At 33.5% G+C, this 25,771-nt stretch carries 24 protein-coding genes, 2 riboswitches and 1 other annotated feature; of the genes, 12 read left to right on the top strand and 12 right to left on the bottom strand.

The genetic code is table 11. The annotated features are described in order from the left end of the window. Positions 1–10 precede the first annotated feature (10 nt). The 4 genes from leuS to CN925_RS16140 form a co-directional block, all read right to left on the bottom strand. Complete coding sequence (leuS, locus tag CN925_RS16155) at positions 11–2,428, bottom strand: leucine--tRNA ligase (RefSeq protein ID WP_098847412.1); 2,418 nt, start codon at positions 2,426–2,428, stop codon at positions 11–13. A 79-nt stretch (positions 2,429–2,507) separates the two neighbouring features. Further along, positions 2,508–2,724: a binding site (T-box leader), on the bottom strand. A 65-nt stretch (positions 2,725–2,789) separates the two neighbouring features. After that, positions 2,790–3,989: an MDR family MFS transporter gene (locus tag CN925_RS16150; protein ID WP_098847410.1), complete on the bottom strand. Its 1,200-nt coding sequence runs from the start codon at positions 3,987–3,989 to the stop codon at positions 2,790–2,792. Between the two features lie 209 nt (positions 3,990–4,198). Beyond that, on the bottom strand, positions 4,199–4,348 hold the full coding sequence (locus tag CN925_RS16145; RefSeq protein WP_098847811.1) for a glycogen biosynthesis protein GlgD: 150 nt from the start codon (positions 4,346–4,348) through the stop codon (positions 4,199–4,201). Between the two features lie 62 nt (positions 4,349–4,410). Next, entirely contained in the window at positions 4,411–4,674 is a 264-nt protein-coding gene (locus CN925_RS16140; protein ID WP_098847809.1) for a DUF2524 family protein, read from the bottom strand. Between the two features lie 192 nt (positions 4,675–4,866). Here CN925_RS16140 and mnmL point away from each other — a divergent pair, with 192 nt between their 5' ends. The 4 genes from mnmL to CN925_RS16115 all read left to right on the top strand — a co-directional run bounded on the left by mnmL (position 4,867) and on the right by CN925_RS16115 (position 9,021). After that, positions 4,867–5,829: a tRNA modification radical SAM protein MnmL/YtqA gene (gene mnmL, locus CN925_RS16135; protein ID WP_098847407.1), complete on the top strand. Its 963-nt coding sequence runs from the start codon at positions 4,867–4,869 to the stop codon at positions 5,827–5,829. Continuing rightward, positions 5,826–6,401 carry a tRNA 5-(aminomethyl)-2-thiouridylate-methyltransferase MnmM gene (gene mnmM / locus CN925_RS16130; RefSeq protein WP_098847405.1) on the top strand — a complete coding sequence of 192 codons (576 nt, stop codon included), beginning with the start codon at positions 5,826–5,828 and terminating at the stop codon, positions 6,399–6,401. Before mnmL ends, mnmM begins: the two co-directional genes overlap by 4 nt. A gap of 178 nt (positions 6,402–6,579) precedes the next feature. After that, positions 6,580–7,056 (top strand): hypothetical protein, encoded by a 477-nt coding sequence (locus CN925_RS16125; protein ID WP_098847403.1) that lies wholly within the window; start codon positions 6,580–6,582, stop codon positions 7,054–7,056. Positions 7,057–7,878: 822 nt separating this feature from the next. Next, on the top strand, positions 7,879–9,021 hold the full coding sequence (locus tag CN925_RS16115; protein ID WP_098847399.1) for a cation:proton antiporter: 1,143 nt from the start codon (positions 7,879–7,881) through the stop codon (positions 9,019–9,021). Between the two features lie 71 nt (positions 9,022–9,092). Here CN925_RS16115 and CN925_RS16110 read toward each other — a convergent pair whose 3' ends face one another. Further along, positions 9,093–10,187: a tetraprenyl-beta-curcumene synthase family protein gene (locus CN925_RS16110; protein WP_098847397.1), complete on the bottom strand. Its 1,095-nt coding sequence runs from the start codon at positions 10,185–10,187 to the stop codon at positions 9,093–9,095. A 157-nt stretch (positions 10,188–10,344) separates the two neighbouring features. Here CN925_RS16110 and CN925_RS16105 point away from each other — a divergent pair, with 157 nt between their 5' ends. The 4 genes from CN925_RS16105 (at position 10,345) to speE (ending at position 15,005) form a co-directional block, all read left to right on the top strand. Continuing rightward, entirely contained in the window at positions 10,345–10,872 is a 528-nt protein-coding gene (locus CN925_RS16105; RefSeq protein WP_098847395.1) for a gamma carbonic anhydrase, read from the top strand. A gap of 219 nt (positions 10,873–11,091) precedes the next feature. Continuing rightward, on the top strand, positions 11,092–11,625 hold the full coding sequence (locus CN925_RS16100; protein ID WP_098847393.1) for a phosphatase PAP2 family protein: 534 nt from the start codon (positions 11,092–11,094) through the stop codon (positions 11,623–11,625). A 216-nt stretch (positions 11,626–11,841) separates the two neighbouring features. Beyond that, positions 11,842–12,678: an adenosylmethionine decarboxylase gene (gene speD, locus CN925_RS16095; protein ID WP_098847391.1), complete on the top strand. Its 837-nt coding sequence runs from the start codon at positions 11,842–11,844 to the stop codon at positions 12,676–12,678. Then, the gene (gene speE / locus CN925_RS21475) at positions 12,675–15,005 is read left to right on the top strand and encodes a polyamine aminopropyltransferase (protein ID WP_218937235.1); all 2,331 of its coding nucleotides are present in this window, start codon (positions 12,675–12,677) and stop codon (positions 15,003–15,005) included. Before speD ends, speE begins: the two co-directional genes overlap by 4 nt. 91 nt (positions 15,006–15,096) lie before the next feature. Here the strand turns inward: speE and CN925_RS16080 are convergent, their stop codons facing one another. The 3 genes from CN925_RS16080 to fosM all read right to left on the bottom strand — a co-directional run bounded on the left by CN925_RS16080 (position 15,097) and on the right by fosM (position 16,863). Continuing rightward, positions 15,097–15,522, bottom strand: coding sequence for an OsmC family protein (locus CN925_RS16080; RefSeq protein ID WP_098847389.1), 426 nt, complete (start codon positions 15,520–15,522; stop codon positions 15,097–15,099). A 35-nt stretch (positions 15,523–15,557) separates the two neighbouring features. Beyond that, the gene (locus CN925_RS16075; protein ID WP_098847387.1) at positions 15,558–16,253 is read right to left on the bottom strand and encodes a pirin family protein; all 696 of its coding nucleotides are present in this window, start codon (positions 16,251–16,253) and stop codon (positions 15,558–15,560) included. 187 nt (positions 16,254–16,440) lie between these two features. Continuing rightward, on the bottom strand, positions 16,441–16,863 hold the full coding sequence (gene fosM, locus CN925_RS16070; protein ID WP_098847385.1) for a FosM family fosfomycin resistance protein: 423 nt from the start codon (positions 16,861–16,863) through the stop codon (positions 16,441–16,443). 172 nt (positions 16,864–17,035) lie between these two features. On the opposite strand from fosM, the gene CN925_RS16065 reads away from it, so the two are divergent. Further along, positions 17,036–17,545: a DinB family protein gene (locus CN925_RS16065; RefSeq protein WP_286138420.1), complete on the top strand. Its 510-nt coding sequence runs from the start codon at positions 17,036–17,038 to the stop codon at positions 17,543–17,545. Between the two features lie 49 nt (positions 17,546–17,594). Here the strand turns inward: CN925_RS16065 and CN925_RS16060 are convergent, their stop codons facing one another. Then, the gene (locus CN925_RS16060) at positions 17,595–18,902 is read right to left on the bottom strand and encodes an amidohydrolase family protein (protein WP_098847380.1); all 1,308 of its coding nucleotides are present in this window, start codon (positions 18,900–18,902) and stop codon (positions 17,595–17,597) included. A 97-nt stretch (positions 18,903–18,999) separates the two neighbouring features. After that, positions 19,000–19,099: riboswitch (purine riboswitch) on the bottom strand. A gap of 70 nt (positions 19,100–19,169) precedes the next feature. Beyond that, positions 19,170–19,625 (bottom strand): MarR family winged helix-turn-helix transcriptional regulator, encoded by a 456-nt coding sequence (locus CN925_RS16055; RefSeq protein WP_098847377.1) that lies wholly within the window; start codon positions 19,623–19,625, stop codon positions 19,170–19,172. Between the two features lie 158 nt (positions 19,626–19,783). Between CN925_RS16055 and CN925_RS16050 the strand changes: the two genes are divergently transcribed. Both CN925_RS16050 and CN925_RS21370 read left to right on the top strand, forming a co-directional pair. Further along, the gene (locus CN925_RS16050) at positions 19,784–20,758 is read left to right on the top strand and encodes a glycoside hydrolase family protein (protein ID WP_098847376.1); all 975 of its coding nucleotides are present in this window, start codon (positions 19,784–19,786) and stop codon (positions 20,756–20,758) included. A gap of 102 nt (positions 20,759–20,860) precedes the next feature. Next, entirely contained in the window at positions 20,861–21,025 is a 165-nt protein-coding gene (locus CN925_RS21370; RefSeq protein WP_180232989.1) for a hypothetical protein, read from the top strand. 74 nt (positions 21,026–21,099) lie between these two features. Here CN925_RS21370 and CN925_RS16045 read toward each other — a convergent pair whose 3' ends face one another. Together CN925_RS16045 and metK are read right to left on the bottom strand one after the other, a co-directional pair. Further along, on the bottom strand, positions 21,100–22,080 hold the full coding sequence (locus CN925_RS16045; protein ID WP_098847374.1) for an NAD(P)-dependent alcohol dehydrogenase: 981 nt from the start codon (positions 22,078–22,080) through the stop codon (positions 21,100–21,102). 151 nt (positions 22,081–22,231) lie between these two features. Next, entirely contained in the window at positions 22,232–23,428 is a 1,197-nt protein-coding gene (gene metK, locus CN925_RS16040) for a methionine adenosyltransferase (protein ID WP_098847372.1), read from the bottom strand. Between the two features lie 209 nt (positions 23,429–23,637). Further along, a riboswitch (SAM riboswitch) is annotated at positions 23,638–23,752 on the bottom strand. Between the two features lie 312 nt (positions 23,753–24,064). Between metK and pckA the strand changes: the two genes are divergently transcribed. Continuing rightward, entirely contained in the window at positions 24,065–25,651 is a 1,587-nt protein-coding gene (gene pckA / locus CN925_RS16035) for a phosphoenolpyruvate carboxykinase (ATP) (RefSeq protein WP_098847369.1), read from the top strand. Positions 25,652–25,771: the final 120 nt, after the last annotated feature.

Genomic DNA, 25,771 nt, shown 5'->3' with positions numbered 1-25,771 from the left:
AATGATCTATTTAGTTCGCAACGATATTGACTAATTTACCTGGTACAGCAATGATTTTTCGAACAGTTTTGCCTTCAACTTGTTCCTTAACTGCGTCGTCTGATAATGCAATTTGCTCCATTTGCTCACGAGAAGCATCTTTTGCAACACGTAATTTTGCTTTTACTTTACCATTAATTTGTACTACAATTTCAATTTCGTCTTCTACAAGTTTAGCTTCATCGTATGCTGGCCATGTAGCATATGCAATTGAATCACTAGCCCCAAGTTTACTCCAAAGTTCTTCACCGATATGAGGTGCAACTGGTGCGATTAATTTTACGAAACCTTCAACCATTTCTTTTGGTAATTGGTCAGCTTTATATGCTTCGTTAATAAACACCATCATTTGTGAAATTGCAGTGTTAAAACGTAAACCTTCAAAGTCCTCTGTTACTTTCTTTACCGTTTGGTGATATGTTTTTTCAAGACTGCTAGAAGTAATGCCTTCAACAATTTTATCTGAAAGCTCTCCATTATCAGTTACAAATAAACGCCATACTCGGTCTAAGAATCGACGAGAACCATCTAATCCATTTTCTGACCAAGCGATAGATGCATCTAATGGACCCATGAACATTTCATATAAACGTAATGTATCAGCACCGTGGCTATTAACGATATCATCAGGATTTACAACGTTTCCTTTAGACTTAGACATTTTTTCATTATTTTCCCCTAAGATCATTCCTTGGTTGAAAAGCTTTTGGAATGGCTCTTTTGTAGGAACTACACCTAAATCATAAAGGAATTTATGCCAGAAACGAGCGTATAGTAAGTGAAGAACTGCATGCTCTGCTCCTCCAATATAAACATCTACTGGTAACCAATGCTTTAATAATTCAGAATCTGCGATTGCTTCGTTATTATTTGGATCAATATAACGTAAGTAATACCAACAGCTTCCGCCCCATTGTGGCATTGTATTTGTTTCACGTCTTCCTTTTTTACCTGTTACTGGATCAACTACATTAACCCAATCATCAATATTCGCTAATGGTGACTCTCCAGTACCACTTGGACGAATATCTTCTGTTTTCGGAAGAATTAATGGTAATTCCTCATCAGGAACAACTGTCATTGTACCATCTTCCCAGAAAATTACTGGAATTGGCTCTCCCCAATATCTTTGGCGAGAGAATAACCAATCACGTAGACGATACGTAACTTTTTTCTCACCTGCATTTGAAGATTCTAACCATTCGATAATTTTTTCAAGTGCTTCTTCTTTATTTAAACCGTTTAAGAAATCAGAGTTAACATGTTTGCCATCTCCAGCGTAAGCCTCTTTTTGAACGTCTCCACCTTCAACAACCTCAATGATTGGTAAATTAAATTTAACTGCAAATTCATGGTCGCGCTCATCATGTCCTGGTACTGCCATAACTGCACCAGTTCCATAGCTTGCAAGAACATAATCAGCAATCCAAATTGGAAGCTTTTCATTATTTACAGGATTAATTGCATATGCTCCTGTGAAAACACCTGTTTTATCCTTCGCTAAATCAGTTCTTTCTAAATCACTTTTCGATTTAACTGAATCGATATAAGCATCAACTGCATCTTTTTGATTAGCTGTTGTAATTTTATTAACTAAAGCATGTTCTGGAGCTAATACAACATAAGTTGCACCGAATAATGTATCTGGACGCGTTGTAAATACTGTAACTTTTTCATCGAATCCATCAACATTAAAGTAAACTTCAGCACCTTCCGAACGGCCGATCCAGTTACGTTGCATTTCTTTTAAGCTTTCAGGCCAATCTAATTCTTCTAGATCTTCTAATAATCTATCCGCATAAGCCGTGATTTTTAAGATCCATTGCTTCATCGGACGACGCTCAACTGGATGTCCTCCACGCTCACTTTTACCATCGATTACTTCTTCATTAGCTAAAACTGTACCAAGTGCTGGGCACCAGTTTACTGGAATTTCATCTACATAAGCTAATCCTTTTTCAACCATTCTTAGGAAAATCCATTGAGTCCATTTGTAATAATTAGGATCAGTTGTATTTACTTCACGATCCCAATCGTATGAGAATCCAAGTGCCTGAATTTGATTACGGAAAGTATTAATATTCTTTTCAGTAAACTCAGCTGGATCATTACCTGTATCTAATGCATATTGTTCTGCTGGAAGACCAAATGCATCCCACCCCATTGGATGAAGTACATTATAGCCCTGCATTCTTTTCATTCTTGAAAGAATATCTGTAGCTGTGTACCCTTCTGGATGCCCAACATGTAATCCCGCTCCAGATGGATAAGGGAACATATCAAGTGCATAAAATTTCGGCTTGCTTGTATCGTCAGTTGTTTTAAATGTTTTATTTTCTAACCAATACTTCTGCCATTTCTGTTCAATAGTACGATGATTAAAACTCATTTTATTGCCTCCTTTTTTCATATATAAATGGCTCGGCTGTGGTCCTAACGGTCTACAATAAAAAAAATCCTCCCATCCCAAAAGGGACGAGAGGATTTCCCGCGGTACCACCCAAATTAATGTAAAAATACATTCACTTGTTTCCGTAACGTGGAACACGACATTTATTACTTGGTTAAAACCGTTCACAAATGTGGCTTATGGGCGAGTTCATGAATAGAATGGATTGACTTTCACCAACCGTCAACTCTCTAAACCTCTTCATATTCACTACTATTCCCAATCATAGCCGATCATTTAGATTCAATTTATACTATTTTATTATAACCAAAGAAAAAGGTCAATTATACCTAGCCTATTTTTAAGAAGCAAATGTTTGATTTTCAACTTTTACTACTTTTTTTGCTAATCTCTCATAAAGTACAGAGAAAACCATACTAATTCCTAAAAAGACAATTAATATCATAAATAATACCTTCATGTTAAACGTATCAACAAGTGCCCCTCCAATTACAGGTCCAAGCATTCTTCCAACTGTCGCTGCACTATTTACAATCCCTTGATACATACCGATTCGATCTTTTGGAGCAAGCATATTTGCAATAGTTGGGACTGCAGGCCAGACGAACATTTCTCCAATCGTTAATATGATCATACCTGTCATAAACATCGAGAACTGATGAGCAGTACTCACAAGAATAGTCGAAGCGATAAAGAATCCAATTCCAAACAACATTTGCTTTCTCATACTTAACTCTAATTTACGGATCGCAGTTGATACGATTGGCTGAGCTAAGACGATTAGCGCACCATTTATAGTCCATAAGAGACTATATTTTTTTAAGCCAATGTGTAGATTTTGCATTTCTGAAGCAATTGTAGTTTGCCATTGTACATAAACTAACCAGCATAAAACATACGCAACACAAACAATCATCAGAGCCTTCATTGAAGGAGTAAATGAAAATTTTTGTTTTTCTACATTTTCTATATGAGCTTCTTTTATTTGCTTAGTTTCCCCTATACCCTTAAATCCAAATAAAGCTACTAAGAAGAAAATAATATATAAGAGCAAATTAGCAATGAAAATATAATTAATATTAAAATCTGCAACAATTCCACCTAAAGCCGTACCAATTGCAACACCAAGATTTTGCGCTACATAAATTGCATTAAAAGCTTTACGACCGCCCTCTGGCCATGCCGCTCCAACCATCGCGTACATTGATGGAAATACAATACCGACACCAAATCCTAATATGACAAAGAAACAACTGTAAAATGTCCAAGTATGATTAATAACCAAACCTAGAATCGACAAAAACGTAATACTAATGCCAGTTAGGATTGATCTATATCCCCCAAACTTATCAAAAAGCCAGCCACCGAGCATATTACCAAATACACCAGCCAATGAATTAAACATTAAAATAAGCCCCGCAACAGACAAGGACTTTCCTAAATACGTATGGATATATACTGTATTGAATGGCCATAAAAAAGAATTACCTGTTACATTTAAAATCATACCGATTAACAAAAACCATAGTTTTTTTGGCATCCCGTACTCCCCTCAAAAGCTGTCCCTTTTTATCTATTTTTATCTCGTTAACTCATTAATTGTAGAGGAGAATCTTCCTAGTTTCAAGAGGCACGAATTAAGTAAGAAGAGATAGAAAAATCAAAAATCTAGAATGTATTAGAAAACCATCAAGTTTACCCTAAAATTACCAAAAGAAAAAGGAAGGCACCCCTTCCTTTTTCCTTACATTACCCTTGCTTTGATCTTTGTGGTTGACCTTTTTTAGCATTTTTCATTTTGACTTGATCGACTGCTGAAAGTTCACCTGAGAATTCTGTTATGGTTTTATTTTTTGTTTTTTGTTCAGGGTTATTACTTTTTGATTTCTTTTTAACCATTTTTGGTTTCCTCCCAAGGATCGCATATTCTTTAACGTATTCTTGCATATTTTAATCTCCTTCTAGTGCGGAGTAATAATCATTTGATGTTGTAGCTGTGTTAATTGTCTGCGTAAACGATAAAATTCATCCTTATTTTCTGCATTTGCAAGGTTTGCAACTTTTTCAAGCTCAATTAGTGCTTCTTCAATCCCTGCTTGTGCTTGTGAATATTCAATATCATTATAATGCTCTTGTCTCATACCAATCTCTAGTTGCTCTACTGCATAATCATATGCTTGTTTCGCTTTTTGTACTTGTTCTTGTCCGAAGTTACGATCTGTTATTCCCAAGAAAATACCTCCTTTGAGACTTAATGAAGTATCCGATATGTAGGTTACCTCAAGGATAGTATTTCCGAACCTTTTAATCAGAGTACAATTATTTCTTTACAAATAAGAAAGGTTTTTCCATTTGGATTTCTTTTTAGGTCATGATAAAATCGATAATATTGACTTAAATTAAGGGAGGGATGAGGAATGACAAAAAACAATCCTTTTCCATATACAATAGATCATAAAAGATATCATTCATGGAATTATCATTTAAGACAACAATTTGGCGAAAAAGTATTTAAAGTTTCGATTGATGCTGGATTTGATTGTCCAAATAGGGATGGTACAGTTGCGTTTGGAGGTTGTACTTTTTGTAGCGCATCTGGTTCGGGCGACTTTGCAGGTGATCGAGCTGAGGATGTTGTAACTCAATTTCATAAAATAAAAGATAAAATGCATGAGAAATGGCAAAACGGAAAATACTTAGGCTATTTCCAAGCTTACACAAATACTCACGCACCAGTTGAAGTATTAAAACAAAAGTTCGAACCAATATTAGAGCAAGAAGGCGTAGTCGGTTTATCAATCGCAACAAGACCGGATTGTTTACCAGATGATGTTGTTGAATATCTTGCTGATTTAAATAAACGAACTTATTTATGGGTTGAATTAGGATTACAAACCGTTCACGAAAAAACTGCTAATATTATTAATCGTGCACACGATTATAAAACTTACGTAGAAGGCGTAGAAAAATTAAGGAAGCACAACATCCGTATTTGTTCACATATAATTAACGGATTACCTCTTGAAACGCCAGAAATGATGATGGAAACGGCGATGGAAGTTGCAAAGCTTGATATTCAAGGAATTAAAATTCACTTACTTCACCTTTTAAAAGGTACTGCAATGATGAAGCAATATGAAAAAGGACTAGTTGAATTCATGGATTTTGACGCTTATATTAACTTAGTCGTTGATCAGCTTGAAATCATTCCAAGTGATGTAATCGTACACCGTATTACTGGAGACGGTCCACCTGACTTATTAATCGGACCAATGTGGAGCTTAAAAAAATGGGAAGTATTAAACGCAATTGATCGTGAATTCGAACGTAGAAATAGCTGGCAAGGTAAATTCGCAAAAAATCGAGTACAATTAACATGATACTAGATCGTATTTTACCGTATGCTAGAAAGCTTCTTCAGTCAACAGTTAAAGAAGGCGATATTACCATCGATGCCACAATAGGTAATGGTCATGATACAGTATTTTTAGCAAAATTGGTTGGAGAAACTGGTCATGTATATGGATTCGATATCCAAGAATTAGCTATTCAAAAGACGACTGAAAAAATAAATAATGAAAATTTAAGCAAGCGAGTTACACTTTTTCAAAAAAGTCATGCAGAAGTAAACAAAGTAATTCCAGCTTCATTACACGAGAAATTAAAAGGTGCTATTTTTAATCTTGGTTATTTACCTGGTAGTGATAAATCAGTTGTCACAGTACCCGAGTCAACCATCTCAGCAATAGAACAAATACTTGAAATGATGGCCCCAGAAGGGATTATCGTAGTTGTGATATACCATGGTCATGAAGGCGGAGAAATTGAAAAAGATGCATTAATGAACTTTGCTCAAAACATCCCTCAAGACTTGGCACATGTATTAACTTATCGATTTATTAATCAAGCAAATAACCCTCCTTTTATATTAGCTATTGAAAAAAGAGCTTAAGAAAAAACTGTCTATTTAAAGACAGTTTTTTTTGTCCTCAATTTTATCAACAGTACAATTGCCTCTTCTTAATAATTATAAATACCTTAAAAAATCATTAAAAATTAATTAATGGTAAATTTTTCTTGGAAAATTGGTAAAGATAAAAAAATCAAAAAAAAGAAAGAAGGTTTTCAAAATGAAAAAAGCTATTTTTGCGGGTGCAGTAGTTAGTCTCTTTACACTAAACACAATTGCTGTAAATGCCGAAACAAACGCAGCAGCAAATTATTATGTTCATCCACATCATGACCATGATGCTACAACAGATCATGGTGAACATCATAGACATCATCATCACCACAAGGCACATAAAATGTTAGAAAAGCACAAAAAAGAGGTTGTTAAGTATCTATCCAAATACTTAAACCAACCTGAAGCTAAATTAAATAAAATTGTTGAGCAACATAAATTGAAAATGAAGAAATTAATATTTATTGCAGTGGTATCAAAACTTTCAAATAAACCATTGGAAAATATCATCGCTCAAAAAAATAAAACAAATTCATTTAAAGAAATATTAGACAATAATAATATTAAACGTGAGCAATTTTTTGAAGAAATGAAAAAAGTTCATCGAGATATATTTACTCAAATTGAACCAACTAAAAATTAACATAACAAGCGCCCCTTAAGTAACTTTACTTAGTGGGGCTTTTTTTTGTTTAAATTACATGTTTTCTTAAGAAGTTCTATAAACAGACCAAAGTTAAATTTCCTTACCTAATAACTGAATCTATAAAAATCCACAAAAAATTATTAATAATATCTAATTACGGCGTATTCATGGAATTAATTGAATATTATGTAAAGATATAACCACTTAATTGATTTGTTTATACAAACCAATTTGTAGTTGATTGAGATAAACCAACTTTAGGGGCGTGAAGAGTTGACTACAAACCTAAACAATTTGAATAAACTATTTCGTAAAGTTTTTCAGTTCATTTTACGAAATTCGAATTGGATATTATTATTAATTGGATTCATTGCGTTCATCAATTTCTGGTCAGTTTTTTACCTTGTATCATTATATAGAGTATTTCATACAGAAACTTCACAAGTAAATCAGATGACTCTTTGGGTAATTTATGGGTATTTTTATGGTTTCTTCGGGAGTATGCTATTAATTTATGCACACTCATTTTTCATAAAATATTTGCTGTTTTTTCGAAAAATTAAAAGTGCTATTTCGTTTATACTTATTCATTTCGCTTATTTTATTTCGCTTACTTTATTAATTCTATTAAACTAAGTTTCTATTGATCTATTACCAAATTAAACTTAACCTTGTTTTCTAATTCATTTTTAGTTTATACTTAAAATAAATTTAATGCATTGTTCGGAGGAGCCTGTCACATAGGGATAAGTATGTAATTATTTACTTACCCTATCGTTACAGGCTCTTTTTTTATGCATTCTGATGGGAGATGAACTTATGCTTTATGTACAACTTGTGATTATTTTAATTGCCTCTAAAATTTTTGGGGATTTAAGTACAAAACTTGGTCAACCTGCTGTTTTAGGGAAGTTATTAATAGGGATCATCCTAGGTCCAGCAGTACTTGGAATCATTACTGAAACAGAAACTTTACAAGAAATGAGTGAAATTGGTGTCATTTTACTTATGTTTATTGCAGGTTTAGAGACTGATTTAAATGAATTTAAACGAACTGGTAAAGCTTCTTCTTATGTAGGAGTACTGGGGATCCTCTTCCCATTATTCTCGGGTTATCTTTATGGAATCTCCATAAACTTAAGTCAATATGAAGCTATTTTTTTAGGGCTGATTCTCTCTGCAACTAGTGTAAGTATTTCTGTTGCTACATTAAAAGAAATGGGGAAACTTAAAACTAAAGATGGGGCCACAATTTTAGGAGCTGCGGTAATTGATGATATTGTTGTCATCATAGCATTAGCATTTGTTATGAGTTTGAGTGGTAGCGCCGTTAGTTTACCAATACTTTTATTTAAAAAGTTTATCTTTTTTACTTTTGCCATACTAATCGGATGGAAGATTGTACCTTGGTTCCTAAAAAAGTTTATAAAACTAAACGTTTCAGAAACACTAATCTCTGCAGCTTTAATCATTTGCTTTTTATTCTCAGCCTTTGCAGACCAAACAGGTATTGCTGCAATCATTGGTGCTTATATCGCAGGAATTTCGATATCCGTCACTAAATTTAAACAAGAGGTTTTTGAAAAGGTCGAAACGATTGCTTACTCTGTATTTGTACCTGTGTTTTTCACTTTAATAGGTGTATCAGTTCAATTTACGGGGCTAAGTCATTCGTTTCCGACGATTATTATATTAAGTATAATCGCAATCTTAACGAAACTAATTGGTGGAGCATTAGGCGCAAAACTGGCGGGATTTCCAACTAAAAATTCACTAGGAATTGGTTCCGCAATGGTATCACGCGGAGAAGTCGCACTGATTATGGCATCAACTGGTTTAGCAAATAATCTTTTAAGCAAGGAATTGTTTGCGATCCTTGTTCTAGTCGTACTAGTCACAACTATTGTAACGCCTCCACTAATGAAGTTATTTTTCACTGAGAAAAGTAAAGCTGTAAATTAAAAGAGGATGTCCCAAAAAGTATAAACTTCTTGGGGCATCCCTTTTTTTCGTGATTACCTACATATTCTTTTTTAAACTGATTCCTTCACTCTTCTATTGCTCGCCTTTAACTCTTTTAATTTAAAGTATAACTTAGCATTTCCGTAAAAAAAGAATGATGTTAAGCCACCGTTCTTAACTATCCCTCTTCTGATTTTTTTCATCTCGTCTGGTCCTGCCATTTTTTTATCGGCCAAGTAAATGCCTAGCAATCCTTGACAGATCATTCGATGAAAGCGATAGTCTTTTAAATCTTTTAAGGCCTGATCACTTTTAGCTGAAAAATACTTAATCCTATTTAACATAACATCTTTTGAAGGGTAATAACTGCAGAAATTTAAATCCCCGCCTTCTTCGTCTTCCTTTTGATCTATTACATAATCTAGTAGTATATGAAGTCCTTGTACATATGGGAAATAACTCTTATATACTTGTTGAAATAAATTTTCAGAAATTTCTTCGTTAAATGAATAAGAAACTAAACAAAAAATCCCAAGAGTTGAACCTGCGCATGCAGAGAATTCATACCATTCTAAATCAGAAAGCTCTGGTTGATATTTTTCAAACCAATTTGTTAATCTAGGAACTCGCTCTTCTTTTTTTACATGCTTATGTATTTGTAACTTACAATAATAATCAGCAAGCTGAACTAAGTACTCTTTAATTCCCTCATAATGCTTTGATTGATTTAAACTACTATGACACTTTGAAACTAGTGCACGTAAATATCCACCATCATCTTGTTCTTCACGGAAGCGATAATACATTTGGTCTGATTTTTGACATTTTACTGCATCAATCATTGACTCATGTAGTGCTTCAAAATCAACTGGATCAAGCGAAGTACTACGATCGCATAAATTATCTAAGTAATCACTAATTGTTTGATATGCAACGATAAACTCTATTACTGGTTTTAAATTTTTTTCAGAAAGTAATGCTAAAATTGCACCACCTTCACAATGGAATGTTTTTGTATCAATACTCATTAATGCTTGTTTTCTAAGTTCTGGATCTGGGATTGTCGTTGCAAAATTTCTCCAATAGTCTAATTCCTGATGCACTAAAGGAAAAACAGCTTTATAAACTTTCGGCATTAATTGTATCGGATTTTTAGGTAGTGACATTTTTTCACTCCTCCCTATTTTTCATTAATTACCATATTGTTAAAATAAGTTATACTCATATTGAAGTAAATATTATGGAGGTGAACTATGTTGCCTTGTTGTATAGACAATTTTAGCTAAACAATCACCATTTTTATATACTTGGCAACGGTATAGTATGATATTACCATACAAAGGGAAACAACCCAAAATCGAACCATCAGCTTTTATCGCTTCAACTGCAACTGTTACTGGTTCTGTCACAATTGGAGCAAATAGTAGTGTGTTTTTTGGTGCAGTCATTCGTGGCGATGTTAATGATACAATCATTGGAAATGATGTAAATGTTCAAGATTTATCTGTTCTTCATCAAAGTCCAAAATGCCCTCTAATTTTAGAAGATGGCGTAACAATTGGACATAGTGTTATTTTACATAGTTGTACAGTTAAAAAGAATGCATTAGTTGGCATGGGTTCGATCGTTTTAGACGGTGCAGTAATTGGTGAAGGTGCAATGATTGGTGCAGGCAGCTTAGTTCCAGGCGGAAAAGTAATACCTCCTAACACATTAGCTTTTGGTAGGCCTGCTAAAGTAGTACGTGAATTAACAGAGGAAGACATCGCTGATATGGATCGAATTCGTAGAGAATATGTCGAAAAAGGACAATACTATAAAAAAGTAGAAGAAGAAAATCTGTCTAAATAAATTTTTAGCTTTGTTTGAAACTGAGAAGGAATCCGAGCCTTCTCTTTTTTTATTGCACTTTGTATAGAACTGATTGTACTAATACCTTAATCTTCATCATTCCGATTCGTTTAATTAAAATTTACATATCTAAATTATTCATTTACATAAGCTTCTATTTAAATTCATAAACCCTTTTTATAATGAAATTACAAATATCACCAAAATGGAGGATGAAAAATGAGCGCAATTCTTCAAAAGATACACACATATGAATGCCAACTGTTTTATCGTGTCAATTCATTATTCCATAGGCGTTACTTAAATTTTTTCTTTCGTACGATTACCCATCTTGGTGGTGCTACTTTTACAATTGCATCAGCTTTTATTTTATTACTATATTCCAAAGGTGAATTGCATGAAGCATCAATCTTATGTTGCTGTACCCTTTGCCTTAGCCATATTCCTGTTCATTTTCTTAAACGTTTTTATCCACGTAAAAGACCTTATCTTAGACTAGAAGGTACTTTTGTGCTAAAAAATCCTTTAAAAGATCACTCCTTCCCTTCAGGTCATACAACGGCAATTATTTCTGTCGCACTTCCTATTATCATTTATATACCATTTACAACATTTATTTTACTTCCTTTAGTTTTGTTTGTTTCTTTCTCTCGAATATATCTTGGCTTGCATTATCCAACAGATGTGTTTTTCGGAATTTTACTTGGTATATTTACTACATTTTTTTCAAAATTTTTTATCTATCATTTGTAAGGAGGAGAAGGTTTAACGATTTGTTTCTTCTGAACATTTAAAACAATATAAAAAAAACATTATCAATCAGTAATTCCTCATTCATCAACTTATGTGAATAATGCATAATTCAAAAACAAACAATATATATTGAGTAGTTACACTAGCGACTATTGTACGGTCGCTTTTACTTTTTCGTACGTACTTTTTTACTTTGTAAAATTAGGAGGACATTAGATGAATATTTCATCGTCAAATAATTTTCAACTCTATGGTTTTAATAACTTAACGAAATCTTTAAGTTTTAATATGTATGATATTTGCTTTACAAAAACGAAAGAAGAACGTGAAGCTTATATTCAGTACATCGATGAACAATATAATGCTGATCGTTTAACAAAAATTTTAACCGAGGTTACACATATCATTGGAGCTCACATTTTAAATATTGCAAAACAAGATTACGATCCTCAAGGAGCAAGCGTTACAATTCTCGTTTCAGAAGGTCCGGTTGATAACCCTTCATCTGAAACTTTTTCCGAATCACCTGGTCCATTACCGGAACTAGTAGTTGCAGCATTAGATAAAAGTCATATTACTGTCCATACTTACCCAGAATATCATCCGGATGATGGAATTAGTACGTTCAGAGCAGACATCGACGTATCTACTTGTGGAGAAATTTCTCCTTTAAAAGCTTTAAATTATTTAATTCATCAATTTGATGCCGATATAATGACAATTGATTATCGTGTTCGCGGATTTACTCGTGATGTTAGTGGTTATAAATTATTTATTGATCATGATATAAACTCAATTCAAAATTACATTCCTCAAAAAATAAAGGATATGTATCAAATGATTGATGTGAATGTGTTTCAAGAAAATATTTTTCATACGAAATGTAAGTTGAAACAATTTAATTTAGATAATTATCTTTTTGGCTACACAAAAGATAAATTAGACGCGGATGAAATTTCACAAATAGAAGAAAAAGTGAAGTATGAGATGGATGAAATCTTTTACGGTAAAAATTTATGGAATGGTCCTGATGCGGAGGATATTGATGGATGATGGATCATAGTAAAACACCGCTTTTAACTGAATTAGTCCGTTATGCTAAGGAAGATATTACAAGCTTTGATGTTCCCGGGCATAAAAGAGGTAATTCACTCGAGGAATTAAGAGAGCTTTGGAGTGATATGGCTCTTAAAATGGATGTCAATTCTTCAAAGCGTGTTGATAACTTATCGCATCCAACTGGTGTCATCCAAGAAGCCGAAACTTTATTAGCCGATGCCTTTCATTCAGATAACGCTTATATGTTAGTAAATGGTTCGACTTCTGGTGTTCAATATATGATTATGAGCGCACTTGAACAAGGAGATAAAATTCTCCTGCCAAGGAATGTACATAAATCCGCAATCAATGCATTAATCTTAGCGGGTGCTAAACCAGTATTTATCGAACCAGAAATCGATTATGAGTATGGAATTGTAAATGGCGTTTCAGTAAAATCTGTTCTCCATGCCCTAGATTTAAATTCGGATGTTAAAGCCATCCTTATTATAAATCCAACTTATTTTGGAGCAACTTCAGATTTAAAACAAATTATCGACATCGGTCATTCTAGGGGGATTCCTGTTTTAGTAGACCAAGCCCATGGTGCTCACTTTTCGTTTCACCCTGATTTACCAACTAATGCTGCCCTTCTTGGTGCTGACCTTGTTACCCTTAGTTTGCATAAAACTGGTGGTGCCTTAACACAAGCATCCGTTCTACTACATAATGATGGGATCATTACTAAAAATAGGGTCCGATCTACCATTAATTTATTTCAAACAACATCTGCTTCCTATTTACTTATGTGTTCTATTGATGTTGCAAGAAAGAAATTAGTTTTAGAAGGACATGAGCGATTCGAAAAATTACTCAATTTAACGAGAAAAGCTAAAAAAGAAATTAATTCCATAAAAGGATTAAAATGTATTACGCGAGATTCATATCAAAATGGAGTTGGGGTATTCGATTACGATGAGTTAAAACTCGTTGTTAAAGTTTCAGAATTAGGAATGTCTGGTTTTAAAGTATACGACATGCTTGCAGAAGAATATAAAATTCAAATCGAACTTGCCGAACCGAATGTCATTTTAGCAATTATCTCGCTAGGTGATAATGAACAGACCATTCAAACATTAATTGATGCCTTAAGAGATATTAGTGACCGATATTACGGTAAACTTCCAAAACTTGATACAGATATAAGTGTTGCATTAAAAAACCCTAAAATGGTCATGACTCCTAGAGAGGCGTACTATCATCCAAAACGTATTATTTCAATTCATGATGCTAGTGGATTAATTAGTGGTGAATCAATCATGATTTACCCTCCTGGTATCCCTCTTTGTATACCTGGTGAACTAATTTCTACAGAATTGATTCAGCATTATCTTTATTTAAAAGAAGAAGGAACGATCACAATCAACGATGATGACGATCCTTATATAATAAAAGTCGTCGATCGAAGTTTGGAGGAAAATTTAATGGATTTATGGTATACGGAGAATCACCAAGAAGATACGAAGTTTTCCATAAAGGTTCAAGAACATATTCATTCTGAAAAAAGTGAGTTTCAACAAATCGATTTCTTTAGAAGTGAAACATTTGGAACATTCTTTACTCTTGATGGTTATATGATGGTGACTGAAAAGGATGAGTTTATCTACCACGATATGATAACGCATGTATCAATGGCTGTTAATCCAACCATAAAAAAAGTGCTAATTATCGGTGGGGGTGATGGTGGTACTGCTCGTGAAGTACTACGTTATCCAGGTGTGGAAGTTGTTGATATGGTAGAAATTGATGAGCGAGTAGTTAGACTATGCCAACAATACTTACCTTTAACAGCTTCTAAATTAGATCAAGATAATCGATTAACATTATATTTTGAAGATGGACTAAAGTTCGTACAAGAAGCTGATGAAGGTTATTACGATCTAATTTTGGTAGATTCAACTGATCCGATTGGACCTGGTGAAGGACTTTTTACAGTTGCTTTTTATAACAATTGCAAACGAGTATTAAGTGAAGAAGGTATATTAATTAACCAGCATGAAAGTCCATATTACGCTAGTTACGCACATGAAATGAAACGTGCTCATTCCAAAATTAAAGAAACTTTTCCGATCTCAAGAGTTTATCAATTCCATATGCCAACTTATCCATCTGGACATTGGTTATTCGGTTTTGCTTCAAAAAAATACGACCCAATTAAAGACATTAAAGCCGATGAATGGAATAAGTTAGGAATCGAAACAAAATATTATAATACAGACCTACATGTTGGGTGCTTTATGCTCCCTACTTATGTAAAAAAACAATTAGATAATGAAGAGTAAGTCATAAAACCAGCATTGTGCTGGTTTTTTGATTTGCAATAAAAAAAGCTGCCTCAAAAAGTAATTTCACCTCAAGAGACAGCTATTTTAATTACAGTACTTCATCATCCTTTGATCCATTTAAAGTGAAACTTGCTGTTATGTTAGCGTTTAAAGAATGAGCTACTGAGCAATATTTATCCTTTGATAATTTAATCGCTTTTCGAACTTTTTCTGTATCTAACTCTCCACCTAAAATATAATGCAAATGAATGTCAGTAAATCGCTTAGGGTGCTCCTCAGCTCGTTCACCATTTACTTCAATTTCAAATGAGGTTAGTTTTAATCTCATTTTTTCAAGGATTAATACGATATCAATCGCTGTACATCCAGCGACTGCATTTAATAAAAGTTCAACTGGCGTGGGTGCGCTATTCTCTCCACCTAAAGACTCGGCAGTATCCATTTTTATCTCATGGCCAGATGGTGCAATTCCTGAAAAAGCTAACTTGCCATCCCATTTAATACTTGTTTTCATTCCTTAATCCTCCAATAAATAGATAATTTCATCTATTATTTTTTCATTTCTACTACTAAATAATGTGAAAAATCTTTTGATTGTATTTTAATATCTTCTTCAATTATTTTTGCAGCATCACTAGCTTCCAATCGTTCTCCATTCACAATCGCATTTCCTTCCAATAGGACTAAATACGCTTGTCGACCCTCGTTCATTTCAAAAGTAATTTCATCATTATCATTTAATGCAAGCGAGTAAATATTTGCATCTTGGTGAATTTTAATTGGGGCACTCCCTTCAACTGGAGATACCATATGATACCATTTTCCTTCTCTTTTTTCCCAATCTGATAGTAAATCACCGTAATTTGGGGTATGACCTGCTTTATCAGGAATAATCCATAATTGAATTAATCTTAATAAATCCCTACCCATATTATGTTCACTATGATACACACCAGTACCTGCACTCATGTACTGTACATCACCACGTCCAATTTCATGTTTATTTCCCATACTATCAGCGTGAGTTAATTTCCCATTAATTACATATGTTATAATTTCCATATCACTATGTGGATGAGTACCGAACCCTCTGTATGGTTTAATTAAATCATCATTTAATACTCTTAATACGCCAAAGTTCGTATTACTTGGATCATAATAATTTGCAAATGAAAAATGGTAATTTGTTTTTAACCAACCGTGATCAGCGTGACCTAATTGTTTACTATTGATTTTTTCGAACATAGTATATCGCTCCTTTTATTTTATCTTTAATTCGAGATATTATACAAAGAATACCTCATCTAGATATCTTATTATTTTAACTGTAAATTAATATTTTTATCATTCATTTTACCGATCTCTTAAGTATATTGTATCAAAAAATATCTCTATTTCAAGATATTTTTTATAAAAACTTTCTACCCTGCAACTAACTATAAAAATCCATATAGGGCTTTGTTTGCTTATAATATTCAATTCGATCTCGCATGGTACCATTATGAAATTCGAATTTATGTCCATCTGGATCAGTAAAATAAATTGAATTTTTATCTCGTTTATCTCTTTCTCGTCCATTTAATATATTCACCTTAAGTTGAACTAATTTATCATACATTTTTTCAAAGGAGTCTTCGTCTATCGTAAAAGCCATATGAGTATATGAATGGTGAATTTCATTTCTAGGAATATCCTTTTCTTCATTTAAAGCAAGCCAAATTCCATTTAAATCAAAATAGGCTGTTGTTCTGCCTTTTACTAGGAGCGTTGCATCAAATACGTTTCTATAAAAATTAATTGCTGTTTCAAGATTAGATACTGAAAATAACAAATGATTGATTCCTTTAATCTCCATTATTACTCCCTCATTTCATAGCTAATCAATTTTACTAAATCATCCACATCGGATCATCCATAATATTTTTATTTTTCAAACTTCTATTTACTTAATTTTACCATAATATATAATTTTCTTATTGTACTATGCTTTTTTAATCTTTAAAAAAACTTTGAGGTGATTAATGATGATGGCAAGACCCTATTCAAACGAATATAACCCACACTTTAGAGGTTATATTGAACTAGTTCCTGAAGGTGACTTACAAACTATTTTGAGGAGGCAATTAGAGGAATCAATCAGTTTTTTTAAAGCCATCCCGAAAGAAAAATCTGACTACCGATATGCAAAAGGAAAATGGAGTATTAAGGAAGTACTTGGCCATTTAGTAGATACTGAGAGAATAATGTGCTATCGTCTATTGGCAATTGCAAGAGGAGATCAAACTCCTTTACCATCATTTGATGAGAATGCCTATAATGATTATGCAAATTTTAACCGACTTGAGCTAGAGCAACTTATAAATGAATTTCAAACAGTTCGACAAGCAACTTTATCAATGCTTGAAAATTTATCAATTGACACATTAGTAAATGAAGGAATTGTCCTAAATCACCCAACGACACCTCGTGCTATTGCTTATATTATCGCAGGCCATGAATTACATCACTTAAAAATCATTAATGAACGATACTTCTAAATTAGAAAGAGCAGGCCAATCCTTTCCTGCTCTTCTTTGTTCCTGTTTCTTAAGCAAATCTACTTTGTAATCGATTTACTTCTGCGATTACTTTTTCTTCGTCAATTGTTAGACTAATGCGGTCTTTTACGATTTGTTTCCCATCAATATAAACATCACATACATCGCTTCCACGTGCAGCGTATAGTAAGTGTGAATAAGCATTACTTAATGGTTGTAAATGCTCTTTATCAAATGGATAAATTGTAATAAAGTCTGCCTTTTTATTGGCTTCTAGTGAGCCAGTATGCCCCATTCCTATTGCTTCTGCGCCACCTCGTGTAGCTAAAGTTAATGCAGTTTGCGCTGAGAATTTTGTAGCATCTTTATACATTCCCTTTTGTAGCAATGCTGCTATTCTTACTTCTTCAAACATGTCAAGATTGTTATTAGATGCTGTGCTATCCGTTGCGATCCCTACTTTTACTCCTGCGTCTAATAAACTAACCACATCAGCAACTCCAGAACCTAACTTCAAATTACTTATTGGATTATGAGCAACTCGTACATCATATTCTTTTAGGATCGCTCTTTCTTCATCATTTAGAACTACACCGTGAGCCATTACTGTCGGCTGATCAAATACTCCTAATTTGCAAAGATGTTCTACAGGACGGTTTGAATAACGAGCTTTTATATCTTGAATTTCATAGTCTGTTTCAGATACATGTATATGCATCATTAAATCATTTTCTTTTGCAATACGTGAACTTTCGATTAGTGCTTTTGGTGTACAAGCGTAAGGACTATGAGGTGCAACCATCGTTGTTAAACGGCCGTCAGCAAACAGTTTATAGTCTTTTGAAAATTGCTCAGCACCTTTCAGATTCAATCTTTGTTCTTCTTCCGTTCCAAAGCTAAATATTGAATATGAAAATGCTCCTCTAATTCCAGTTTCACCAATCGTCTCCATGACAACATTTGGATCGAGTCCATTCGGGTTAAACATATCTGAAAATGTTGTCGTTCCTGACTTAACCATTTCTAAAATACCTAGTTGTGCACTTACTGAAGCAATTTCTGTTGTATATTGTCTTTCGATTGGCCATATTTTAGTTTCTAACCAAGGCTTCAGCAGCATGTCATCGCCAATACCACGTAAAAGCGTCATAAGAATATGAGTATGTGTATTTACAAATCCTGGCATTACCCATTTTCCTTGAAGATTAACTACTTGATCTGCATTTTTCATTAGCTCTTCAGAATGATTTCCAACATAGGTAATCGTTTGATCTTGTACAATCATCATACCTTCTTCAAAGATATTATTATCTTGATCCATTGTAAAAAAAGTTGCATTTATATAGACTGTTTTCATTCTTTTTCCTCCTAAGTCAATTCTAATTTTTGTAGTAAAGAAACCTCGTTATTGAAAGTAAAATAAAAAAAATCCTGATTACGAAGAAGGATGTAAATAAAATTACATTCTTTTTCGTAATCAGGATTTTACGGTTCCTGGTAGAGACCCTCATACCATATCAATGAGGTTATACATTTTTTTATGTTGTTATATAAAAAGATAATAAATGATTAGTAAGTAATGTTCAAGTATTTCCATGATTTAACAATAACAAGTGCTCAACCTCTAATCTAATTTCCCAAGGATTTTTATGATTTTGTGCATTGAGTAGTCTAAATCAAGCAAGTCTTCCTCATCAAGCTGACCAATCCGTTCACAGAAAATATGATAAAAATCTTCCCAGCGTTTTGTGACAACTTTTTTCCCTTTTTCAGTAAGAATAATTTTTACACTACGTTTATCATTCGGGTCTTGAATTTTAGATACATATTCTTTTTCTTCTAATTTCATAATTAATGGGGTCATTTGCTGTTTAGAAATGCTTATATTTTGAGCTAGCTCTGTGATTGAAATTCCATCTACTGTTTGAAACAACTCTTCTAATATGTGACTTTGTAAGTGAGTTAACTCGGACTGCTTTTTCTTTAAAGAATTTTTTGAACCCGACTTGTTAAACTTATTAAAAACTAGAGGAAGTAGTTGGATAAACTTCTCTGCTATTTGATTTGGATTTGTTTTCATTTTATTACGAACCTTTCTAGGAAAAAAATTCTGATTTGACATATAGTAAATAAAAGTTTATCATTTACACGTTACAATTTGATAATATCATAAATCAATTAGTTAAATCAACTTAATAAGTAAACATATATTTACTATTTAACAAAGGAGTGTTTTTGATGAATTCAACTGGATTAACTTTTGGTATCTATCCCCTTAGCGTAGCAGGTACACCTATAGGATTAGCTATAGGTCCTGAAGATAATTATGAAAAAATATCTTCTGCTCTTAAAGAGCTAAAAGGTAATGCAAATCAGCTTTTGCCAAGAATGTATGCTGTTTATATGGGACCTGAAACAGAAGAAAAAGTATTTAACGCACTAAATCGATATAAAAACGCAGGTTTATTAGGTGATTTAACAATTGGCTGCCTTATGGATCCAAGTTTATCACTTGATTATTGGTTAAATTTTGTTCGTAAAGTAATTAAAGAGTATGGCACCTTCCTTGATTCAATTCAAATCACGAATGAGCCTAACTTATTGTTTATGGATGGTTCTAAACCATATGTATTAGAAGCTCTAGTACAAGGCGTTCTAACTGCTAAAGAAGAAATCCAAAAAAGCAATTTGCCTATTAAAATTGGATTCGGCTCGGTTCCTGAGGGAGAAAAGACACTTCCACATTTTTGGGAAAATTTAATAAAAATTGGTGGGGACGAATTAATTCGTTCAATTGATTATGTAGGTCATAATTTTTATGTGGATGTATTTGAGGAACCATTAAAAATCGAGGAAGTTGCTGTTTCCGTAGAAAATATACTACGTAAATTTCGAGAAACTTTAAATCGTAATGGTTTCCCTTCTACTCTACCAATCCACATTACAGAGAACGGATGGCCAACCGGGAAAAATCCTTTTATACAAATTGAAAGATCATATGAGCAACAATCAAATGTGCTTGAGAAAATTGTACGAACGGTTTATTCACTTTGTCAGGAACTAAATATTACTCATTATGAATTTTTTGGTTTAAGGGATGCTGATAGTTCAAAAGACGATTTATTTCATCAATTTGGAATAATGAAGGACGATTATACTCCTAAGCCTGCTTATTTCACCTTTCAAAAATTGGTGAATGAATTAAGCAAGTAAAAATCCAACTCCTAAATTGTTGTATGAAGTTAGTCAATTCGTTAAGACTAAAAAAAGGTGAGTTTCATCGACTTTCTACTATATAATATGGAGGTAATAAAATTGAGCGAAAAAAATAAGCCCCTCATTAAAAAAGAGCAAATGAAAATACAAGCAGACCTTAATAATCTCGATCCAGGGCATTCCGTGGATGAGCACCGTAAAATTGAAACAGCCAATATAATTTTAGCTGGAGAAGAAATCAGACAGCAAAATGAAAATCTATAAAAGAAATCCCTCAAAAGGTCATTTTGAGGGGTTTCTTTGTATGACCCAGGATGTTTACAAAGACGATAACTGACTCAGTTCCCCCGAATGTTAATAACGACATTCCCCTTCTTATGCCCTTTTTCTACGTAACGATGGGCCTCAACAATTTGATCAAGTGTGTACTGTCGGTCAATAACCGCTTTTAACTTATCCGCTTCAATAAGTGCTTTTATATAGTTTAAATCTTCTTTGTTCATATTTGCCACACCAAGTATCGTTTTTTTATGGCTAATCAAATTACTCCATAATGCTTGAAAATACACCGAAAGCTTCCAAACTGCACTTAATAAATAGACGCCATCTTTGTTTAGCAATGTTCTACAATTAGAAAACGAACTTTTGCCTACTGTATCAAAAATAATATCATATGTCTTCTTACTTTTAGAAAGATCTTCATTTGTATAATCAATTACTTCATTTGCGCCTAAAGTCTTTACCATTTCTAAATTAGATGTACTACATAATGCGGTAACTTCAGTACCAAAATATTTAGCTAGCTGAATTGCATATGTTCCAACACTTCCTGAAGCACCATAAATAAGTACTTTTTGTCCATTTTGTATAATACTTCTTCTTAAGAAGTGTAATGCAGTAAGCGCCCCAACCGGTACTGCTGCCGCTTGCTCAAACGACATATTTATTGGTTTTTTAGCTAGAACACTTTCCTCATGTAAAGCTATATATTCGGCATTAGCCCCAAAAGTAAATCCACTATAACCAAAAACTTGATCACCTGGTTTAAACTTTCTTACATTTTTGCCAACAGTCACTATTTCTCCAGCAAGCTCACAACCTGGTATTTTATTTTTTGGCTTAGAAAGACCAAACATAAGACGTGAAAGCAGCCAATACATAAATGGAAAATCGGAACTTCTAAGTTTTACATCTCCCGCGGTTACAGTTGTTGCGTGTATTTTAATTAATACTTCATTATCTTTTATTTTTGGTTTTTCAACTTCTGCTATTTGAAGAACTTCTGGTGGACCATATTTTGTACATATAATCGCTTTCATAGGTTCCTCCATTACTAACTTTAATTTAGTCATTTAAACCTATGAAAAATGATTTTTAAGTATACCTATATGTAGAATAAAACAGCGTGATTCTAACTAAAACAAAAAAGACTGAATATAGCAAATGCCATATTCAGCCTTAATCATTTTATTATAGACCTGCTTCAGTTTTTAAAACTTCTGCTTTATCAGTACGCTCCCAAGGAAGATCGATATCTGTACGGCCAAAGTGACCATAAGCAGCAGTTTGTTTGTAAATCGGACGACGTAGGTCAAGCATTTTAATAATTCCTGCTGGACGTAGATCGAAGTTGTTGCGAATTACTTCAACTAATTTTTCTTCTGAAACTTTACCTGTACCAAAAGTATCAATCGCGATCGAAACTGGTTTAGCTACACCAATTGCATATGCTAATTGAACTTCAGCTTTATCAGCTAAGCCAGCAGCTACGATGTTTTTCGCAACGTAACGTGCAGCATAAGCAGCAGAACGGTCAACTTTAGTTGCATCTTTACCAGAGAATGCGCCACCACCGTGACGAGCATATCCACCGTAAGTATCAACAATAATTTTACGACCTGTTAAACCAGCATCCCCTTGAGGTCCACCGATTACGAAACGACCTGTTGGGTTGATAAAGAATTTTGTGTTTTCATCAATTAACTCAGCTGGTACTACTGGTTTAATTACAAGTTCTTTAATATCATTTTCAATTTGTTCTTGAGTAGCTTCTGGACCATGTTGTGTTGATACAACAATTGCATCAATACGAACTGGTTTGTTGTTTTCATCATACTCAACTGTTACTTGAGTTTTACCGTCTGGACGTAAGTAAGAAACTGTTTCATTTTTTCTAACTTCAGTTAAGCGGCGAGCAATTTTGTGTGATAATGAAATTGGAAGTGGCATTAATTCAGGTGTTTCATTTACAGCAAAACCGAACATTAAACCTTGGTCTCCTGCACCGATTGCTTCAATTTCTTCATCTGTCATACTACCTTCACGAGCTTCTAACGCTTGGTCTACACCTAGAGCGATATCTGCTGATTGCTCATCGATAGAAGTTAAAACTGCACATGTATCTGCATCAAATCCGTATTTTGCACGGTCATAACCGATTTCACGGATAGTTTCGCGAACGATTTTTGGGATATCTACATAAGTAGAAGTTGTAATTTCACCTGCAACAAGTACTAAACCTGTTGTAACTGAAGTTTCCGCTGCTACACGAGCATTCGGATCATTTGCTAAAATTGCATCAAGAATAGAATCTGAAATTTGGTCACAGATTTTATCTGGATGTCCTTCTGTAACTGATTCTGAAGTAAATAAACGACGTTGTGACATTGAGTCCCCTCCTAAATTGAATTGACGGATCTCTTTTTTCTCAACATAAGAATAAAAAGTTTGTTCCTATTCCTATGTTTCCCATTTAAGATAAAGATAACTCAGTGTAAATTACGAAATTGCCACTGTATTTAAGTTTTGAGCAAAAAAAAAGCCTTCCTCTTATCAAATATTACATGAGGAAAGGGTTCTTGGTTATTTGCCTTTCGCTCTTATCGTCCAAGACATAAAAAAATGTCTTGCATCAGGTTCAGCACCTTTCACTAAAAGTGAGGTTGCTGGGCTTCGTAGGGCCTGTATCCCTCCACCTACTCGGGATAAGAGAGTATCCGTATGAAAAGTATCATATTAAAATTTCACTTTCTTGTCAACAATTTTCATACTTACTTAGACATAATTCTACAATAATTTAATTTCTACATTCATTTCTATTTAAAGGGAAATTACTAATTATTATCTTACAATTTACTAAATTTCTTCTTTAGATTAAGTATATTTTACTCAAATTAATTTTTTAATCAAATTCATAACACATTTTGCGAACTAATAGTATACACTATTAAAATAAATGTGTTATACTATTTATCGAGATACCTACATGGCAGACAAATTATATTTAAAGGATGGTATTAGTATATGAAGACAGTTGATGTAAACTTTGAATTAAACGAATTACTTACTAGTAATCAAATGTATAACCAACTAAGCGTTTCTGAATTAGTTGAAAAAGTTTTAACAAGACAAGAAGGCATTTTAACGTCAACAGGAGCAGTTAGCGTTTCAACAGGTAAATATACTGGACGTTCACCTAAAGATAAATTTATTGTTAAAGAGGCATCTGTTGAAAATTTAATCGATTGGGGTTCAGTAAACCAACCAATCTCTGCTGACGTATTTGAAAAATTGTATAGCAAAGTACTTAACTACTTAAAAGATCGTAACGAATTATTCTTATTTAAAGGATTTGCTGGCGCTGATACTGAGTATCGTTTACCAATCCAAGTAATTAACGAATTTGCATGGCACAACTTATTTGCTCACCAATTATTTATTCGCCCAACTGAGCAAGAGCTTCAAACTCATGAATCAGAATTTACAATTATTTCTGCTCCTACATTTAAAGCAGACCCAGTGGTAGATGGAACAAATTCTGAGGCATTTGTTATTATATCATTTGAGAAGAAAATAATCTTAATCGGTGGTACGGAATATGCTGGTGAAATGAAAAAATCGATCTTCTCAATTATGAATTTCCTATTACCACAAAATAATGTTTTACCAATGCACTGTTCTGCTAACGTTGGTAGTGAAGGTGATGTGGCATTATTCTTTGGATTATCAGGAACTGGTAAAACAACATTATCTGCAGATGCAGACCGTAAGTTAATCGGTGACGATGAGCACGGCTGGTCAGATAATGGTGTATTTAATATTGAAGGCGGTTGCTACGCTAAATGTATCAATTTAACATTTGAAAAAGAGCCACAAATTTTCTCTGCAATTAAATTTGGTACAGTGTTAGAAAATGTTGTTGTTAAATCTGATAGCCGTTTAGCTGACTATGATGATACAACTTTAACAGAAAATACTCGTGCTGCATACCCAATGCAAGCAATTCAAAATATCATTGAGCCAAGTGTTGCTGGACATCCACAAGCGATTATCTTTTTAACTGCTGATGCATTTGGAGTATTACCTCCAATCAGTAAATTAACAAAAGAGCAAGCAATGTATCATTTCTTAAGCGGATTTACAAGCAAATTAGCTGGTACTGAGCGTGGCGTTACTTCTCCACAAGTAACATTCTCTACATGTTTCGGATCACCATTCTTACCGCTTCCAGCTGTAGAATATGCAAAAATGCTTGGTGAAAAAATTGAAAAACATAATGTAAATGTATTCTTAGTAAACACTGGTTGGACTGGTGGAGAATACGGTGTAGGTAAACGTATGAACTTATCTTACACAAGAGCAATGGTTCACGCTGCACTTGAAGGTGAGTTAAACAATATTGAAACTACACAAGATGAGTTTTTCGGTTTAGCAATTCCTACTCATGTACCTGGTGTACCTGATAGCGTATTAGTTCCATCAACAACATGGGAAGATAAATCAGCTTATGATCAAAAAGCTCTTGAATTAGTAAACAAATTCAAAGAAAACTTCAAAAAATTTGAAGGCTTTGATGCTAAATTAGCTGAACTTGGTGGACCTTTAAAATAATCTAAAAAGAAAAATGTAAGGGCTGTCCTAAAAGTCGGAATCAATGACTTTTTGGCAGCCTTTTTTCTATTTAGTAAAAAATAAAAAGAATGAGCCGATTATAAAATGTACCCTATAGAG

Source organism: Bacillus sp. AFS055030, from assembly GCF_002574545.1.
Lineage (GTDB): Bacteria > Bacillota > Bacilli > Bacillales > Bacillaceae_G > Gottfriedia.
This window is presented reverse-complemented; position numbering and strand designations above follow the sequence as displayed.